Annotated in this window: 14 protein-coding genes and 1 pseudogene; 6 read left to right on the top strand and 9 right to left on the bottom strand. The window is 65.2% G+C overall.

The window, feature by feature from the left end; all coding sequences use genetic code 11:
* Nucleotides 1-303 precede the first annotated feature (303 nt).
* A pseudogene (locus tag ABIB27_RS03350) lies at nt 304-992 on the bottom strand (Re/Si-specific NAD(P)(+) transhydrogenase subunit alpha); the annotation flags it as partial.
* Nucleotides 993-1,081: 89 nt separating this feature from the next.
* Complete coding sequence (locus tag ABIB27_RS03345) at nt 1,082-1,897, bottom strand: 2-oxo acid dehydrogenase subunit E2 (protein ID WP_502909112.1); 816 nt, start codon at nt 1,895-1,897, stop codon at nt 1,082-1,084.
* A 1,506-nt stretch (nt 1,898-3,403) separates the two neighbouring features.
* On the opposite strand from ABIB27_RS03345, the gene ABIB27_RS03340 reads away from it, so the two are divergent.
* Nucleotides 3,404-3,601 carry a hypothetical protein gene (locus ABIB27_RS03340; protein WP_354215397.1) on the top strand — a complete coding sequence of 66 codons (198 nt, stop codon included), beginning with the start codon at nt 3,404-3,406 and terminating at the stop codon, nt 3,599-3,601.
* A gap of 100 nt (nt 3,602-3,701) precedes the next feature.
* On the opposite strand, the gene ABIB27_RS03335 is transcribed toward ABIB27_RS03340, so the two are convergent.
* Complete coding sequence (locus tag ABIB27_RS03335) at nt 3,702-3,929, bottom strand: hypothetical protein (protein ID WP_354215396.1); 228 nt, start codon at nt 3,927-3,929, stop codon at nt 3,702-3,704.
* A 371-nt stretch (nt 3,930-4,300) separates the two neighbouring features.
* Nucleotides 4,301-6,169 carry a dihydroxy-acid dehydratase gene (gene ilvD / locus ABIB27_RS03330; protein WP_354215395.1) on the bottom strand — a complete coding sequence of 623 codons (1,869 nt, stop codon included), beginning with the start codon at nt 6,167-6,169 and terminating at the stop codon, nt 4,301-4,303.
* Nucleotides 6,170-6,245: 76 nt separating this feature from the next.
* Here ilvD and ABIB27_RS03325 point away from each other — a divergent pair, with 76 nt between their 5' ends.
* The 3 genes from ABIB27_RS03325 (at nt 6,246) to ABIB27_RS03315 (ending at nt 9,274) form a co-directional block, all read left to right on the top strand.
* Nucleotides 6,246-7,082, top strand: coding sequence for a helix-turn-helix transcriptional regulator (locus tag ABIB27_RS03325; RefSeq protein ID WP_354215394.1), 837 nt, complete (start codon nt 6,246-6,248; stop codon nt 7,080-7,082).
* A 270-nt stretch (nt 7,083-7,352) separates the two neighbouring features.
* Complete coding sequence (locus ABIB27_RS03320) at nt 7,353-7,613, top strand: hypothetical protein (RefSeq protein WP_354253502.1); 261 nt, start codon at nt 7,353-7,355, stop codon at nt 7,611-7,613.
* 65 nt (nt 7,614-7,678) lie between these two features.
* Nucleotides 7,679-9,274 (top strand): ABC-F family ATP-binding cassette domain-containing protein, encoded by a 1,596-nt coding sequence (locus ABIB27_RS03315; protein ID WP_354215393.1) that lies wholly within the window; start codon nt 7,679-7,681, stop codon nt 9,272-9,274.
* A gap of 3 nt (nt 9,275-9,277) precedes the next feature.
* Here ABIB27_RS03315 and corA read toward each other — a convergent pair whose 3' ends face one another.
* The 3 genes from corA to ABIB27_RS03300 are packed head-to-tail and all read right to left on the bottom strand — an operon-like array spanning nt 9,278 to nt 11,195.
* A complete protein-coding gene (corA, locus tag ABIB27_RS03310; protein WP_354215392.1) occupies nt 9,278-10,273 on the bottom strand; it encodes a magnesium/cobalt transporter CorA in 996 nt (331 codons plus the stop codon).
* 1 nt (nt 10,274) lies between these two features.
* Nucleotides 10,275-10,700 (bottom strand): DUF1761 domain-containing protein, encoded by a 426-nt coding sequence (locus tag ABIB27_RS03305; protein ID WP_354215391.1) that lies wholly within the window; start codon nt 10,698-10,700, stop codon nt 10,275-10,277.
* 9 nt (nt 10,701-10,709) lie between these two features.
* Nucleotides 10,710-11,195, bottom strand: coding sequence for an Lrp/AsnC family transcriptional regulator (locus ABIB27_RS03300; RefSeq protein WP_354215390.1), 486 nt, complete (start codon nt 11,193-11,195; stop codon nt 10,710-10,712).
* A 168-nt stretch (nt 11,196-11,363) separates the two neighbouring features.
* On the opposite strand from ABIB27_RS03300, the gene ABIB27_RS03295 reads away from it, so the two are divergent.
* Nucleotides 11,364-12,608, top strand: a complete 1,245-nt coding sequence (locus ABIB27_RS03295) for an MFS transporter (protein WP_354215389.1) — start codon at nt 11,364-11,366, stop codon at nt 12,606-12,608.
* A gap of 12 nt (nt 12,609-12,620) precedes the next feature.
* Here the strand turns inward: ABIB27_RS03295 and ABIB27_RS03290 are convergent, their stop codons facing one another.
* Together ABIB27_RS03290 and ABIB27_RS03285 are read right to left on the bottom strand one after the other, a co-directional pair.
* Nucleotides 12,621-13,124, bottom strand: coding sequence for an Lrp/AsnC family transcriptional regulator (locus tag ABIB27_RS03290; protein ID WP_354215388.1), 504 nt, complete (start codon nt 13,122-13,124; stop codon nt 12,621-12,623).
* Between the two features lie 146 nt (nt 13,125-13,270).
* Nucleotides 13,271-14,527 carry an MFS transporter gene (locus ABIB27_RS03285; RefSeq protein WP_354215387.1) on the bottom strand — a complete coding sequence of 419 codons (1,257 nt, stop codon included), beginning with the start codon at nt 14,525-14,527 and terminating at the stop codon, nt 13,271-13,273.
* Nucleotides 14,528-14,622: 95 nt separating this feature from the next.
* Here ABIB27_RS03285 and ABIB27_RS03280 point away from each other — a divergent pair, with 95 nt between their 5' ends.
* Entirely contained in the window at nt 14,623-15,618 is a 996-nt protein-coding gene (locus ABIB27_RS03280; RefSeq protein WP_354215386.1) for a LysR substrate-binding domain-containing protein, read from the top strand.
* Nucleotides 15,619-15,630 lie beyond the last annotated feature (12 nt).

Raw genomic sequence — 15,630 nt, 5'->3', positions numbered from 1 at the left:
ACGGCTCCCAATTTCCAGCCGCGGATATCCCTGACTGGCCCCTCGGCTGCGGACAGCTCAAAGTCACCTGCAGCTCCGGCTGGACGGCCCAGGAATCAACCTTTGTCCTTGACAACATCATTGAGATTCCTCCGGATTGTACGTGGCCGCTCCGGACCGTCCAGCCCCTCCTTCGTCGGGGCCTGATCGAGTATCACATCTGGGACCTGCAGCGGCTCCACCAGATCCAGGAGTTCAACAGTGGCCGGTCAGAAATTGAGATCGATCTTGAGCAGTGGCTCCCGTTGGGCCTCCCGGTGCTCACGTGGCCTTGGCATAACCATCCGAGGACTTCATCTCCTCCTCGACCTCAACCTTGAGGTAGGCCGCCAATGGACTTCACCTGATCAGCGACCTCGGGCCGCGGATCAGTCGCCCGCACAATCGCACCCAGACTGGAGGCCGCCCCGATCGCGGCCAGGCCCGCAACCCCGGCCCCGGCGACCAGCACCTTCGCCGGGGGAACCTTGCCGGCAGCGGTTACCTGTCCCGTAAAGAACCGGCCGAACTCGCGAGCCGCCTCAATAACGGCCCGGTAACCGGCAATGTTCGCCATCGAACTGAGCACATCCATCGACTGCGCCCGGGAAATGCGAGGCACGGCATCGAGCGCCAACGCCGTGATCGGACGCGCCGCCAACGCCTCCACCAGCTCCGGCCGCAGACCCGGGCTCAGCGACCCGATCAGCGTGGCCCCCTCGGCCAGGCGGCCGATCTCATCCCCCGGTGGGCGGATTGATCCGTAAAACCACCTCACTGCCCCACGCCTCGTCCGCGCCCACAATCACCACACCCGCCGCGGCATAGTCGTCATCACGGAAGGACGCGGACTCTCCCGCACCCTTTTCGACCACAACGTCGTAGCCCAACTCCAACAACTGCCCGACGGTGACAGGCGTCGCCGCCGCCCTTCTCTCGTGACCCAACTCGACCACAATGCCAATACGCGTCACGTTTACTCTCTTTCATCCAACCAGCTGGCATCGGGCAGAAACCCGCTGCCCGATGCGCCAGTATCTGCTTTCGAGCGGCCAGGGGAACCTCAGATGAGGATGGACAGTGGGTTCTCGATCCGTTTGACGAAAGCAGCCATCCATGCGGCCGCTACCGCGCCGTCGACCACCCGGTGGTCGGCAGACAAGGTCGCAGTCATCACAGTACCGATTACGAGCTCGCCATCCTGGACGACCGGTTGCTGCTTTGCCGCACCGACGGCGAGAATTCCAGACTGCGGGGGGTTCAGTATTGCCGAGAACTGGTCGACGCCGAACATGCCCAGGTTGGACACAGCGAAGCTCCCGCCTTCCAGTTCCCGCTGTTGGAGCCGGCCGTGCCGGGCCCGTTCGGCGAGATCAGAGATTCTATCGCCGATCGCCGTGAGGGAGAGGCCGTCGACGCCGCGCAGGACGGGCGTAAGCAGCCCGCCGTCGGTAGAAACGGCCACCGCCAGGTCCACGTGGTCGAAGCGCCTTGTGGCCGCGTCCATCCATATGACGTTCGCCGCCGGAACATCCACAAGCGCCGCAGCGACGGCCTTCACGACAAAATCGTTGACCGAGATCTTGCGGGGCGACGTGGAGTTAACTTCGGTCCGAAGGGCGAGCAGCCGGTCGACGCGGCAGTGCGCCGTGACGTAGAAGTGGGGAACGGTCGACTTACTCTCTGTGAGCCTGCGCGCGATCGCCTTGCGCATGCCGGTGTACGGAATATCGGTGAATCCGGCCGCATCTGCAGCGGCCGCCGCCGGCGGATTGACGGGGAGGGCGGGCTGAGCCGGGGTAGGTGCGGGCGGAATTACCGCGGGAATGACCGGAGCCGGGGCCAGTGCGGGCTGGAGGTCGTCCAGATCACGTCGCACGATTCTCCCGTTGGGTCCGCTGCCCGCGACTCCGGAGAGATCTAACGAGCGTTCCTTCGCGATGCGGCGCACGAGCGGACTCGCGAATAGCCGGTCACCGATAGCGGTGGGCGCTGCCGGCGGCTTAAGAAGAAGTGGGCTTCGGCTGCATCGACCTGTACAGCCGGTGCACTGGGTGAGAAGACCCGCAAAATGCTGAATTGGAAGTGCCGCGGATGGCTGGCATTGGCGCCGGCCAGTTCAGGGAGGGAGACATTGCCGCCGTGGCCGTTCCGGGAGTGTTCGCTCCACCGTCCCAGAAGCGTTCAGCACCGTCCACCTCGGCGACGTACAGCTTGCCGGTATTCGTGCCGGCGATGAGATAAATGCCCTGCACGGAACTGAGGGCTGTCTGCCATTGCTTGCAGCGGTCATCAGAGACGACTGTCTGGAGCTCGTCGTAGCTGATCAGGAGCGACTCAAACCGGGGAACGGCTCGGTCCGCGGATCAGCAAATTCGACCACAGTCATGAGGCTTGCGTGCGTTCCCGGTTTTGCCCAGTTCACCTTGTCCGCAGTCCATTCGATAACCAGCCGGTCCGCGAGGGCGGAAAATGCCGGGGAGGACTCCTTCGAGCTTGTTGTGCCCGTGTTCGCGGGTGTACATGGTCGAGCCGGACAAGAGGAGCCGGCGACGGCTGGGGAGGTGCACTCGATCTCAGAAGCGCACCCTCGTCGCCGGCTCCTCTCACCACCCTAGGGCTCTTTCCTGAGTGGTGCCCGAGTGGTGGGTACCTGCTTTAGACACCCCGAGGTACCGGAAGGACACGTCGATGTCTGGCGCTCAGTCCCCTGTCCAGGGGGTAGCATCGCCGGCTGCGGTCCAGATCTGTCAGGCGAACGGGGTAATGATTGCCTTCAGCTGCGGACCTTCCGGAGGCGCAGCCTGCGTCGCGCCGTGTCCTGGCCTGTTACAGGGCGGACGCGCCGCCATGGCCTGTGGGGATGGATGCTGCCGGGTTCAGCGGGAGGGGAAGCCGCCGCTACCAGCGAGGACCCGTTCCGGCGGCGGCGACGGCGCAACCGGACGAGTACGAATACCGTCAAGCCGATCCAAGCGAAAGCCGCACCGAAAATCAGGACCAACGACGAGATCGTACTCATGGCTCAGTGTAGGCGCGCAGCAAGCTTTAAGCCTTACCCGATTCCCAGGGGACTGATTACTTGTCTAACAGGGATGAAGATTTCACCTTCCCCGACAGAAAGACGCACTAGTGACAGCCGTTAGCCAGAGCGACGGACTCCCGGTCACACTCGCCAGATAAGCACGATCGTGCGGGATTTCCAGCGCTACCCGATATTCTGGGTTGACCACGCGTACTGCGTGACCTGGGAGCAGCGGGCAGGGTTGTAATGAGCTGGGACAACCGCCTGCGACCCAAGGATGCTAATGACCGCTTTTCACCTCCATGCTCTGCGCTGCCCACAGTGGTAGCCGCAACCACCCAGTCCAGGCCGCGGCGGAGCATGGTCAGGCACCCCCGGTTCATTGCGGGGGAGCGGGTCCGTTTCGCCGAAGGTTCGACGACCGGCACCGGCGTCGTGGATGCCGCAACGGATGACTACTCGATCATCTGGATATGGACCGACGGCGGCCTTGGCCGGCGGATGTTCTTCCAGGGCTGCGGCAGCATCATTTCCTCCCTCAAGGATCAGCAGGAGTAAGCCTTTCCGCGCAGCGGACATGACCAAGGGGTGCACCCCCTTTCGACAAGCTGCACCCCTTGGTCATACTCACTTGACGCTAAGGGTCCACCTCCATTGGCTACGGGGCCGCGGCGAGCTGCTGTTCGCCAATGACGCGAAGAACCTTGGAGCACGCGCTTACAGGCTGCTGGATGATCTCCACGATGCCCGTCGAGGCCAGGCGGCGGGCCGTCTCGCTAAGGGGTCCACCGGCGATGATGACCGCTTCGGCTCCGTCGTCCCGACTCGCTTTCTGGACCGCTCCGAGCAGCTCCTGGAACTGTTGCGCCGGATCAGCGGCCAGCACATCGGGTGCCGAGGGGGTGAGCCTAACCCGCGTGAACCAGTGTGTCTGCCCGTGTCCCTCAACCAGCGATGCTAGGGAGTCCGCCAGCAGTGGAGTGCTGGTGGCTATGCCAGACCTACGGCTACGGCCACGGCCGACGGCCGCAATTATCTACCCGGACTGATGCCCACGGCCGGAATGCCGAGGTCCTTGGCGAGTGCTTTCAGCGAGGCGTTGTTCCGGTTGATGCCGCGGTGTGGAACGCGGCGGTTGCCTCGCCGGCGCTTACCCTTCGGGACCCGGTCTCCGCCACAACCTTGGCGATCGGCTGCATGACCGGTGCGCGTTCTTTTAGGCCGCCAGCCGCGTCACCAACCTCCGTGTTAATCCGGCTAGGCCATGGTGGCGACCGGCAGGGGTTCCAGGGGCACGTGCCGCACCGCTCCCTTGTCTGCCGAGAGAGCGAAAGCCGCGTAGGCGCGCAGGGCCGGGGAGACGGCGCGCTCGCGGTTGCGGGGCTGGTAGCCTGTGGTCGCTTCCAGCAGCGCGCGACGGCGGTCCATTTCGTCGTCGGACACTTCTACTGTGATTGAGCGCGAAGGGATGTCGATGGAGATCGTGTCGCCGTTCTCGATGAGCGCGATGGCTCCTCCCGCCGCGGCCTCGGGGGAGATGTGGCCGATCGACAGTCCGGACGTGCCGCCGGAGAAGCGGCCGTCGGTGATCAGCGCACACTTCGCGCCGAGTCCCAGCCCCTTCAGGAACGAAGTCGGGTAGAGCATCTCCTGCATGCCCGGGCCACCGCGCGGGCCTTCGTAGCGAATGACGACGACGTCCCCTGCGACGATCTGTTTGCTCAGAATGGCTTCAACAGCATCATCCTGCGATTCGAAGACGACAGCCGGGCCGGAGAACTGGAAGATCGATTCGTCCACGCCGGCTGTCTTCACCACGCAGCCATCCGCTGAGATGTTTCCACGGAGCACGGCCAGCCCGCCCTCCACCGTGTGCGCGTTCTGGATCGAACGGACGCAGCCGTTCTTACTGTCGGTATCGAGGCTGTCCCATCGTTCCGATTGGGAGAAGGCCGTGGCGGACCGGACGCAGCCGGGCGCGGCATGGAACAGTTCAACGGCCACGTCGCTGGCCTTGCCGCCGCGGATGTCCCAGGTATCGAGCCATGAACGCAGGTCCGGGCCGTGCACCGACCGCACATCGTGGTTGAGCATCCCGCCGCGGTCCAGTTCACCCAGAATGGCCGGGATGCCGCCGGCTCGGTGCACGTCCTCGACCAGGTAGTCCCCATTCGGAGCTACCTTGGTCAGGCACGGGGTGCGTCGCGAGATGGCGTCGATGTCCTCGAGCGTGAAGTCGAGTTCGGCCTCCTGGGCGGCAGCGAGCAGATGCAGGATGGTGTTCGAGGAGCCGCCCATGGCGATGTCCATGGTCATGGCGTTCTCGAACGCGGCACGGCCGGCGATGGCACGCGGCAGAACCGACTCGTCGTCGCCGTCGTAATGGGCTTTGGTGATGTCCACGATGGCCTTGCCGGCGTCCTGGTAGAGGTCGCGGCGGGCGGTATGCGTGGCGAGCGTGGTGCCGTTGCCGGGCAGCGAGAGGCCCAGGGCCTCGGTGAGGCAGTTCATCGAGTTGGCCGTGAACATGCCCGAACAGGAACCGCACGTGGGGCAGGCATTCTCCTCCAGGCGGAGCAGGTCGGCATCCGAGACGCTCTCATCCACCGCGTCCGCGATCGCAGAGATCAGGTTCAGCCGCTTGCGGACGGTGCCGTCCACCAGCACGGCCGTGCCGCCTTCCATGGGGCCGCCGCTGACGAAGACCGTGGGGATGTTCAGGCGCAGCGCGGCCATCAGCATGCCGGGGGTGATTTTGTCACAGTTCGAGATGCAGATCAGGGCGTCGGCGCAATGCGCGTTGACCATGTACTCCACCGAGTCGGCGATCAGATCGCGCGAGGGCAGAGAGTAGAGCATGCCGCCGTGGCCCATGGCGATGCCATCATCGACGGCGATGGTGTTGAACTCGCGCGGGATGCCGCCGGCCTCGATGATGGCGTCGGAGACGATGCGTCCCACCGGCTGGAGGTGTGTGTGGCCGGGGACGAATTCGGTGAAGCTGTTGGCGACGGCGATGATCGGCTTGCCGAAGTCGGATCCGTTGACGCCGGCGGCGCGCAGCAATGCGCGTGCGCCGACCATGTTGCGGCCGTGGGTGACTGTTCGTGAACGTAGTGGAGGCATGAAAGCAGTCAACCAGTGGAAGTATGACGGTGGAAGGCGGTGCTGATACTAGTAGTGGCAGTGCTAGATTTTTGGGATGAGTGATGAACGACGGCGGGAGCTGGGGCAGTTCCTGCGCGTCAGACGCGGGAACCTGGTTCGGGCGGAACTGGGCCTGCCGCCCATAGGCCGCAGCCGCACCCAGGGACTCCGCCGCGAGGAAGTTGCCTCCTTCGCTGCTGTCAGCGTCACCTGGTACACGTGGTTGGAGCAGGGCCGGGAGATCAACGCCTCGCGCCAGGTCCTGGATGCCATCGCGCGCGTCCTCCGCCTGACAGGTGCCGAAGCGTCCTATCTGCTCGCACTGGGCGGTTACGCTCCGGTTCCAGCGGCCGAGGTCGCGACCATCGAGGAGGCGCCTGCGCACGTGCAGCGGCTGCTGGATTCTCTTGGTTTCCCGGCCTTCGCCGTGGCCCCGGACTGGGGGATCGCCGGCTGGAACCGGGCCTACGCCGGCCTCTATTCACGGATCGCGGCCGTGGACCCGGCTGAGAGGAACCTGTTGTGGCTCATCTTCACAGACCCCCACCTGCGCGAGATGCTGCCCGATTGGGAAGAAACCTCGCGCCACTTTGTTGCTGAATTCCGGGCCGAGGCAGGCCCCCGGCTCGGATCGGCCGCCCACACCGCACTGATCAACCGGCTCGGCAAGGCCAGCCCGGAGTTCGCACAACTCTGGGCCGACCGTGGGGTGGAACGGTTCGCCTCCAGGCAGCGGGTGTTCCTGCATCCCCGCCTCGGTGAACTGGTCTTTGAGCAGCACCGCCTGGTGCCCTCGGATGCCCCGGAGCTGCACCTGGTGATGTACACGCCGGTGCCGGGCACCCCAACCGGCGCACGAATCCCGGCACTGATGGAGGGCCAGCCTGGATGACACCGCACTGTCAGCCGCCTGGACCGCCGCGATGCCGGGCCGCGCTCACCGCGCTGCTCGCCTACCTCGGACGGTAACGCGCGCCCGGATGGCACACTAGGGCGCCGAGACTCATGCCGTACACGCCGCGTACAACCGGGTCGGCGACTGCTCCCAAGCGCCACCCGGACTGTAACAGACTTCACGATGTGAGCTTCGTAGGCGGCTCCTTCCGCGTAGGTCTCCACCCGCTGGATGGTGGCACCCTGGTTGGCTGCCAAGGCGGCGTCGGTGACCTTAGCGGCAGTGTCGCCGGTCAGCAGGGTCTCGGTCATCCCGTTCGCCTGGTGCCCACCCTTGGACTCGTCCCGGGCCGGTGCCGTGGTGGACTGGCTGGAGTCAGGCGAAGGGGCGGTGGTCGCGGCGTTGGCCGGAAGGGCCGAGACCGCCAGGGCTCCGCCTCCAATTGCTGCGGCGAGGGTCAGGCTGGCGCTGTGCATCCGGCCGGGAAGGGGGTACGCCCGCGAATCTGGATCGGCAGCGTATTCGTGAGAGAGTGTGATGCGGCCGCATCTCTGGCCTGTCGCCATTACCCATGACTGGATTGGACAGCAACGATGAGTTTGATCCGGCTGAATGACGTCAACGTCAGCTTCGACAACGCACAGGTACTCCGGGAAGCCTTCTTCAAGCTTGAGGCCGGGGACAGGGTGGGCCTGATCGGGAAGAACGGCTCGGGCAAGTCCACTATCCTCAAACTCATCCAAGGCCAGGTCGCTCCCGACGCCGGCACCGTGGCCGTGGAGCTGGGAACCAGGACCGCCTACTTCTCGCAGTTCTCGGAGTTGAACGGCGAGTCCACCATCACAGAGGTCCTGAACGGCCTGTTCGCCCACGTGACGGAGATCGAGTCTGAGCTCGCCGGAATCGATGCGGCCATCGCCACCGACTCCTCCGACGGTGCACGGCTGGACGAGCTGATCCACCGCCAGTCCGAGCTGTTTGAGGCCATGGACCGGCTGGACGGCTGGGACTACCAGCGCAGCATCGACAAAGTCCTCACAACCCTCGGCTTCAGTGAGCACCACCGGACCTGCGCCATCGACGAGCTCTCCGGCGGCTGGCGGAACCGGGCAGCACTGGCGAAGATCCTGCTCGAGGCCCCGGACGTCCTGCTGCTGGATGAGCCCACCAACTACCTGGACGTTGCCGGCGTCGAATGGCTCGAAGGCTGGTTCAGGACGTTCAAGGGCGCCGCGATCATCGTCTCGCACGACCGGAAGTTCCTGGACTCCGTTGTCACCCGGATCATCGAGGTGGAGAACCACCACCTGCACGAGTACCCGGGGAACTTCGCCGAGTACGTGGTGGCCAAACAGTTCCGGCTCAAAAGCCTGGAAAGCCAGTTTGTCCACGAGTCGGAGCTGCTCGCCTTCGAAGCCGAGGGCATCTCCGACCGCCGGGAGGCTGCCAAGGCCGCGGGCAAGGGCCTGGCGAACCAGCTGGCCAGGATCAAGAAGTCCAGGGCGCCCCGGCCAGTGGACCAGATCATCACGGAGATCTATGGCGGCCTCTACGTCAAGGACGTTCTGTGCCGGGTGGAATCGCTGGGCAAGGCCTACGGCGGCAGGACTCTTTTCAGCGATCTGAGTTTCGAGATCGGTCGCGGCCACCGGATCGCGGTCATCGGAGCCAACGGCAGCGGCAAGACCACGCTGCTGCGGGCGCTCACCGGTGAAGAGCCGGCTGATGCCGGCACCGTGGCCTGGGCCAAGGGCGCGGGCATGGTCTCGTACAACCAGGTACTTGAGGAACTGGACGACGACGACACCGTCACCCACGCGGTCAACGCGATGCCGGACAGCCTGGCCCTGACGGCGACGAAGAAATCGGTGAACAGGTTCCTGGCCATGTTCCAGTTTTCCGAGGCCGATCTTAAACAGAGAATCGGCAACCTCTCCGGCGGCCAGCGTGCCAGGGTGGCGATGGCCCAGTGCCTGCTCTCCGGCGCCTCGGTACTGCTGCTTGACGAGCCCACCAACCACCTTGACCTGTCCAGCACCCAGGTCATGGAACGCGCCCTGCTGCACTTTCCGGGGGCCGTTGTGGTGGTCAGCCACGACCGTTTCTTTACGGACAAAATCGCCAACCGCCGGCTGGTGTTCAGCGCAGCAGACTCGGGCCACGGAGCCGTCGCCCTGCAGGCCAGCTGACCCCTAGAGCCAGCCCTTGCGCTTGAAGATGGCGTACATCAGGGTTGCCGTGGCGGCCATCAGCACCATGGCTAGGGGGTAGCCCAGGGTCCAGTGCAGCTCAGGCATGTGATCGAAGTTCATGCCATACACCCCGGCCACGAACGAGGGCGCGAAGAAGATCGCCGCCCAGGATGAGATCTTCTTGACCTGTTCGTTCTGTTCGGCGCTGGCCTCGCTCTGCCGGTTGGCGGTCAGTGTCCCGTCCAGCGTGAGGGCGTTCTGTAGCAGGTCACGGAACGAATCCGCGCGGGAGATCAACCGTGCCACGTGGTCCTCGACGTCGCGAAGGCTGTGCTGCAGGTCCGAGTCCACCCCGTACTTTTCGAAGCCGCGTTTGAGCTGCTGCATCATATCCGGCAGGGGATGGATGGCGCGCTGGAACTGGATGACTTCGCGTGCGAGTTCATAGATCCGGCGGGACACCGTGGCATCCCCGCTGAACAGCTGGTCTTCGATCTCGTCGATGTCGTTTTCCAGGCCGGCCACCACCGGTGCGTAGTCGTCCACCACCATGTCCAGCAGGGCGTAGAGGACTGCCTCGGGGCCGTGCCGCAGGAGGTCGGCGCGGTCCTCCAGGCGGCGCCTCACCCGGCCAACCCCGGCCATTTCGGCATGGCGGATGGTTACCACGAAGTTCGGGCCTGTGAAGATGTGCAGTTCGCCGAATTCCACGGTCTCGGTTGAATCCAGGTAGCGTGCCGGCCGGAGCACCGTAAACAGGTTGTCCGCATAGCGTTCCAGCTTGGGGCGCTGGTGCGCCGAAATGGCGTCCTCCACCGCCAGGGCATGCAACCCGAACTCGCTGGCCACCGCTGCCATTTCCTCCGCAGTGGGCCGGTACAGCCCAATCCAGGCCATGCCGCCGTGGTGGGCGAGGGCGTCGAAGGTCTGTTCCAGGCTCTTCGGCTCTGCACTGCGGACGCCATCCACATACACGGCATTATCGATGATGGTCACGTCAGGACATCGCCCCGATGATGACGCCGGACAGCGTCATGGCGGGCAGGCCATGGCCGGAATCGATCCGCGTGACTGCCGCGGGACGCCCGGCGAACCCGTTGTGGATGACCTGGCCTCCAGCGCGGAACACGAGCGCCAGAACCAGTGCGAACAGGCCGCCCGCCAAGGCAGTGTCCAGGCCCAGCTTGCTGATCAGGACAGCCAGCAGGACGTCAGTCAGGGCAGCAGCCACCATCATGGGAACCCAGATCCCGGCGCCGCCACTGATGTTTTTGAGGTCATTCTCCGTCTTGCGGATGGATGCCATCCATCGCTTGCCCAGGACGGCGGGCATGTACCAGACGAAGCCGATGGCCATGCTGGCGATGAACGCCAGAAGCACGGCGAGCCAGTAAATTTGTGAAACATGTGAAAGCCAATCCATGCTCGAAGCCTAGCCTTTGCCCGGCATGGCCTGTGCAAGACGGCTGATTAGCGGCTCGGTCCGGTAGGGAATGTGGGTGTGGAGCGCCAGGACTGTTTCGGTCCGGATAACGCCTTTGATGCGGAGGATCTGGCGGAGGGCTGACTGCAGATTGTGCGTATCGGTGGCCACAACGCGGCACCACACGTCTCCCCGGCCGGAGATCTCATGGACCTCCAAAACCTGGGGCAGCAGCCGGAGGGCGCCCACCACTCCGTCCAGCTCCCGGTGTGTCACTTCGATGGTGACGAAGGCGACGACGTCGTACCCCACCGCCGCGAGGTCCACCTCGCGTCCGCCGCCGTGCAGCACACCGGCGCGGAGCAGGCGCCGGACGCGGGACTGCGCGGTGTTCCGGGCAATCCCCAGCGCCTCGCTGAGTTCGCCAATCTGGACGCGGGGATCCCGGACGAGTTCCAGCAGGATCTTCAGGTCTGTGGGATCAAGTGTTTGCAAACTGTCACTTTCGATTACCAAGGCTACAAATAATTGCCTGTTTTGCTCAATTGTTGCATGAAGAGCAGATGAAAAAAGCAGAAAGGGCACAGAATTTAGCTATCCATTTGCACCCCGGCGCGGCTTCCCACAAGGACCTCCCGCCCGGCAGATGCCAAGGCAGCGCCAATGACAGTCTTCAGTGAACTTCGCATGCGTCCGGCCACCGCCGGGCGTCAAGGGTGGAACGCTTCCACCACCGCCCGGCTGGTGATGGCCTGTGCCGTCATCTCCCTGTTGCTGGTCGGTGCAAACCTGGCCACACCCCTCTATCCGCTGCTGCAGGCAAACCTGGGCCTCTCGGCGCTGGGTGTCACTGCGGCCTTTGCCAGCTACGTCCTGGCCCTGGTGGCCACGCTGATGCTGGCGGGGCATTGGTCTGACCACATCGGTCGGCGGGCAGCGCTCATTCTTGCCGTCATCGCCGGACTGGCGGGTGGCTGGGTGTTTTCGCAGGCGGAGAACCTGGTGGCGCTTTCAGCAGGCCGGGCGCTGCAGGGTGTGGCCGTTGCCCTGGCTACCGGCGCCAGTGCCGCCGCGCTGCGCGAGCTCCTTCCGTCCCGGCCGGAGTGGGCGTCCCGTTTCACCCTGCTGGCGACGGCCGGCGGAGTGGCGGCCGGCCCCGTCATCGGCGGCGTGCTGTCCATGCTGCCGGGGCCCACCACGGCGCCGTACTACGTACACTCGGTAGTTCTGGCCGGGATGCTCGTGCCGCTGTTCCTGCTGAACGCCCGGCCGGCCATCAAACCGCCAGCCGGGCGGCGGCCCATTCTGGTCCTGGTTCCACGCCGGCCGTCGGTGTCCACGGAGGCGAGGGGCGCCTTCTGGCTGGCGGCCGCCGTCGGATTCCTCAGTTTTTCCGTTTTTGGTTTTTGTCTGTCGCTGGCCCCCGGCTACTTCGCCCAGATGGTGCACACGGACTCGCGGCCGCTGATCGGTGCCTTGGCTGGAATGATCCTTGCCGCCTCGGCGCTGAGCCAGCTGCTGGCCGTGCGGGGCCGCTTTGTGGTTCCGGCCGGGCTGGCGGTCCTGGGAATCTCCGTACTGCTGCTGGCGGCAGCGGCCGCATGGCACAGCCTGCTGCTGCTGGCTGCCGCTAGTGTCTGCGCAGGGCTGGGCCAGGGCGTTGCGTTCCGCACCGTTTTCAACGACGTCGCGGCCAAAGTGGAGGTGTCGCACCACGCACAGGTCATCAGTACGGTTTACGTCATCACGTACCTGGGCAGCGCCGTTCCGGTCATCGGACTGGGATGGGCCACTGCGGCCTTCGGACTCCCGGCATCGGTGACGGCGTTTGTCATGGTGTGCAGTGCCGCCGCACTGACCCTGGCCGCGCACACCCTCAGGACGGCCGTGCAGCGGGGCCCGGCCTAGCCGCCGGAACGCCTACTCGGGCAGCGGACCGTGGTTGCCCTGGATGTGTTCGAAGACGAGGGTGGTTTCTGTGTGGCCCACCACGGGGTCGGTGGCGAGGTTGTCCAGGACCCAGTCCCGCAGGTCCTCGGTGGTTCCTACCGCGATGTGCAGCAAATAGTCCACGGAACCTGACGTGTGGAAGGTCGAGAGCACTGCCGGCAGGTGCGGCACTCGGGCGGTAAAGCGGTCGATCTGGTCCCGGTCATGTGCCCTGAGTCGGACAGCCACCAGCGCCTGGACGGACCGGCCGATCGCCGAGAGGCTGAGCTTGGCCTCGAAGCCCTGCACGATGCCGCGCTCGGACAGGGCACGGGTCCGCATCAGCGCGGTTGACGGCGCGATGCCCACCAGCTCAGCCAGCTGCTTGTTGGAGATCCGGGCATCATCCACCAAAGCGGCGAGAAGCCGCTCATCAATAGCGTCCAGCGGTTCAATCTGGCTGCCCGGACGGATGGATTTTGGATTGGTGCTCATGGGATCTCCTCGTACGTCTTTGAGTTCATCCTAGACGCCCGTTTCACCACAATCACCTCCGCCCAGCCCCTTTCGCCGAATAATCACCACAGATTCTGGCCTTTGGTGGCTGATAGTTTTACGGCTGGCAGCGCGCTGCGGGTCGGTCAGCCCGGGGCCGGCGTCCCGCTGTGCGGGGAGTGATGGACGACGGCGACTGTCACCGCCGTGATGCACGCCAGTACCATGACGGCCAGGGCAAGGGCCGCCCACCCCAGGGACTGGAAAACGAGGCCGCCGGCCCAGCCGATGACGCTTGAGCCCAGGTAGTAAGCCGAATTATAGAGCGACGCGGCCTGGGCGCGGCCGGTGGTGGCAATGCTGCCGGACCAGCCGGAGCCGATGCTGTGGGCGGCGAAGAAGCCGCCGGTAAAGATCACCAGGCCGGCCAGGATCAGGGCGAGCACCTGAGTGAGCGTCAGCGCCAGGCCTGCGACCATCAGGATGAGGCCCGCCAGCAGGACATTCCTGCGGCCGAAGCCGGCTGTCAGCCCACCAGCCCACCGCGAGGTAAGGGTGCCCGAAAGGTAGGCGAGGAAAATCAGGCTGATCACGGTGGCAGGAAGCGCGAAGGGCTCAGCGGACAGGCGGAAGCCCAGGTAGTTGTAGACCGCCACAAAGCCTCCCATCAGGAGGAACGCCTGCACGTAGAGAGCCAGCAGGCGGGGGGTCCGCAGGTGGCCCGCCAGCAACCCGAAAGCGCCGCGGAGCCCGGCGGCCCTGGTGGCGGTGAACCCTTTCGCCTTGGGTATCAGGATCAGGAAGAGTACGGCTGCCGCGGTTGCCAGCAAGGACACCGCAAGGGCCGCTGTCCGCCAGCCCCACAACTCACCGGCCGGGCCAGCCACCAGCCGGCCCGCCAGGCCGCCCAGGGTGGTGCCGGCAACATAGCTGCCGGCGGCCATCGCCGCATGGGCCCGGTTCACTTCTTCGTTCAGGTAGGCGATGGCGACCGCCGGGATCCCACCCAGGGCCATGCCTTCGAGCAGCCGGAGAGCGAGCAGCACGCCAAAGCTCGGCGCAAGCGGCACCAGGAGTCCCAAGACGGTGGCCGCCGAAATGCCCCAGGTCATGGCCTTGACTCGGCCTATCCTGTCCGCCAGGAAAGACCAGGGAATGACAGTGATGGCAAGGCCCACCGTGGCCAGCGAGATGGTCAGGGCCGCCTCGGCGGCGGTGACCTGCAGATCCGCCGCCATGATCGGCAGCACCGCCTGGGTGGAGTAAAGCTGGGCAAAGGTCGCGACGCCCGCAAAAGCCAGGCCCGCCAATACCTTGCGGTAGGCGGCGGAGCCCTTGGAGTGGCCCTCCCACACGTCCCGCTGCGCCGCGGAGGTTGCTGATGCGGTCGCGAGTTCTGGCATAGCTCAAAGGGTAGGCTTTTGGAATTCATGCTTCCAATGCATGTTTTAGCTAGATTCCATAGCAGATATGGAACACTTCCAAGCTGTCAGTCAGAATGGGGTCCGCGATCGACGATCATCAGCAGCTGGCAAAACTCCTCCCGCTTCTTCCGATCCTTGCTGAACTGGGCCGCACGCAGCACGTCACGGAAACCGCCGAGCTGCTCGGAGTACCACAGTCCACCGTGAGCAGGGCACTGTCCCGGGCAAGCGCCGTCGTCGGAACTGAGTTGCTGATCCGGGACGGAAGGGGCGTGCGCCTCACGGCGGCCGCCCAGACCCTGCTGCCTTATATTGACTTAGCCCTGACGGAGTTCCAGGCCGGGTTGGCCCTGGTCCGGCACGAGTCGGACGTTGTGCGGGGGAAGATCTCGGTGTCTTTCCAGCACACGTTTGGCGAGGCCACGCTGCCACTGCTTATCAGTGCTTTCCGCAGCCGTCACCCGGAAGCAGGATTCATCCTTCGCCAGGGGGCGCGGGATGCGTGCCTAGCGGAGCTCGCCTCAGGTCAGGCAGACCTTGCGCTGATCGCGCCCGTGCCTGCAGCGAGCAGCTCTATCTTCTCGGCGGCCCTGTACCGGGAGCCGCTTCGACTGGTGGTGCATCACAGTCACCCGCTGGCTGGACGCGGCAGCGTCGGGCTGCAGGATATCCGGCGGGATTCCTTCGTGGCTCTGGAACCGGGGTACGGCATGCGGTCCCTGACCGATGCACTGTTCCGAGAAGCCGGATTCCGACCACGGATCGCCTTCGAGAGCCAGGACACCCACACCGCCCGCGGCCTGGTCTCCGCCGGGCTGGGCGTCAGCATCCTGCCGCCGGGCGGGAATGGGCCGCGGCGCCATGTCAGCCCTGAGACGGGCAACCTGGGCTGGGTTGAACTTGCGCTGGAGTCCGGGCTCGCCTACCGGGAAATCGGGCTGGGGTGGCGACGCCGGAAGCCTGGCCCTGATGCTGAACCGGATTCCGTCCGGTATTTCCGGGAACTTGTCATGCAGGAGGGGCCGCAACTGCTGGCGGGCCTGGTGGCCGCGCGGTCCGAAGGCGGCTGACGGCCGGCCCTT

It is taken from the genome of Arthrobacter sp. UYEF21 (assembly GCF_040546085.1).
In the GTDB taxonomy this organism is placed as follows: domain Bacteria; phylum Actinomycetota; class Actinomycetes; order Actinomycetales; family Micrococcaceae; genus Arthrobacter.
This window is presented reverse-complemented; position numbering and strand designations above follow the sequence as displayed.

What these genes read in the sequence shown, in the direction of transcription:
- ABIB27_RS03340 (WP_354215397.1), top strand. Translation starts at nt 3,404, where the DNA reads ATGGTCAGGCACCCCCGGTTCATTGCGGGGGAGCGGGTCCGTTTCGCC.
- ilvD (WP_354215395.1), bottom strand. Translation starts at nt 6,169, where the DNA reads ATGCCTCCACTACGTTCACGAACAGTCACCCACGGCCGCAACATGGTC.
- ABIB27_RS03325 (WP_354215394.1), top strand. Translation starts at nt 6,246, where the DNA reads ATGAGTGATGAACGACGGCGGGAGCTGGGGCAGTTCCTGCGCGTCAGA.
- ABIB27_RS03315 (WP_354215393.1), top strand. Translation starts at nt 7,679, where the DNA reads ATGAGTTTGATCCGGCTGAATGACGTCAACGTCAGCTTCGACAACGCA.
- ABIB27_RS03305 (WP_354215391.1), bottom strand. Translation starts at nt 10,700, where the DNA reads ATGGATTGGCTTTCACATGTTTCACAAATTTACTGGCTCGCCGTGCTT.
- ABIB27_RS03295 (WP_354215389.1), top strand. Translation starts at nt 11,364, where the DNA reads ATGACAGTCTTCAGTGAACTTCGCATGCGTCCGGCCACCGCCGGGCGT.
- ABIB27_RS03290 (WP_354215388.1), bottom strand. Translation starts at nt 13,124, where the DNA reads ATGAGCACCAATCCAAAATCCATCCGTCCGGGCAGCCAGATTGAACCG.
- ABIB27_RS03285 (WP_354215387.1), bottom strand. Translation starts at nt 14,527, where the DNA reads ATGCCAGAACTCGCGACCGCATCAGCAACCTCCGCGGCGCAGCGGGAC.
- ABIB27_RS03280 (WP_354215386.1), top strand. Translation starts at nt 14,623, where the DNA reads ATGGGGTCCGCGATCGACGATCATCAGCAGCTGGCAAAACTCCTCCCG.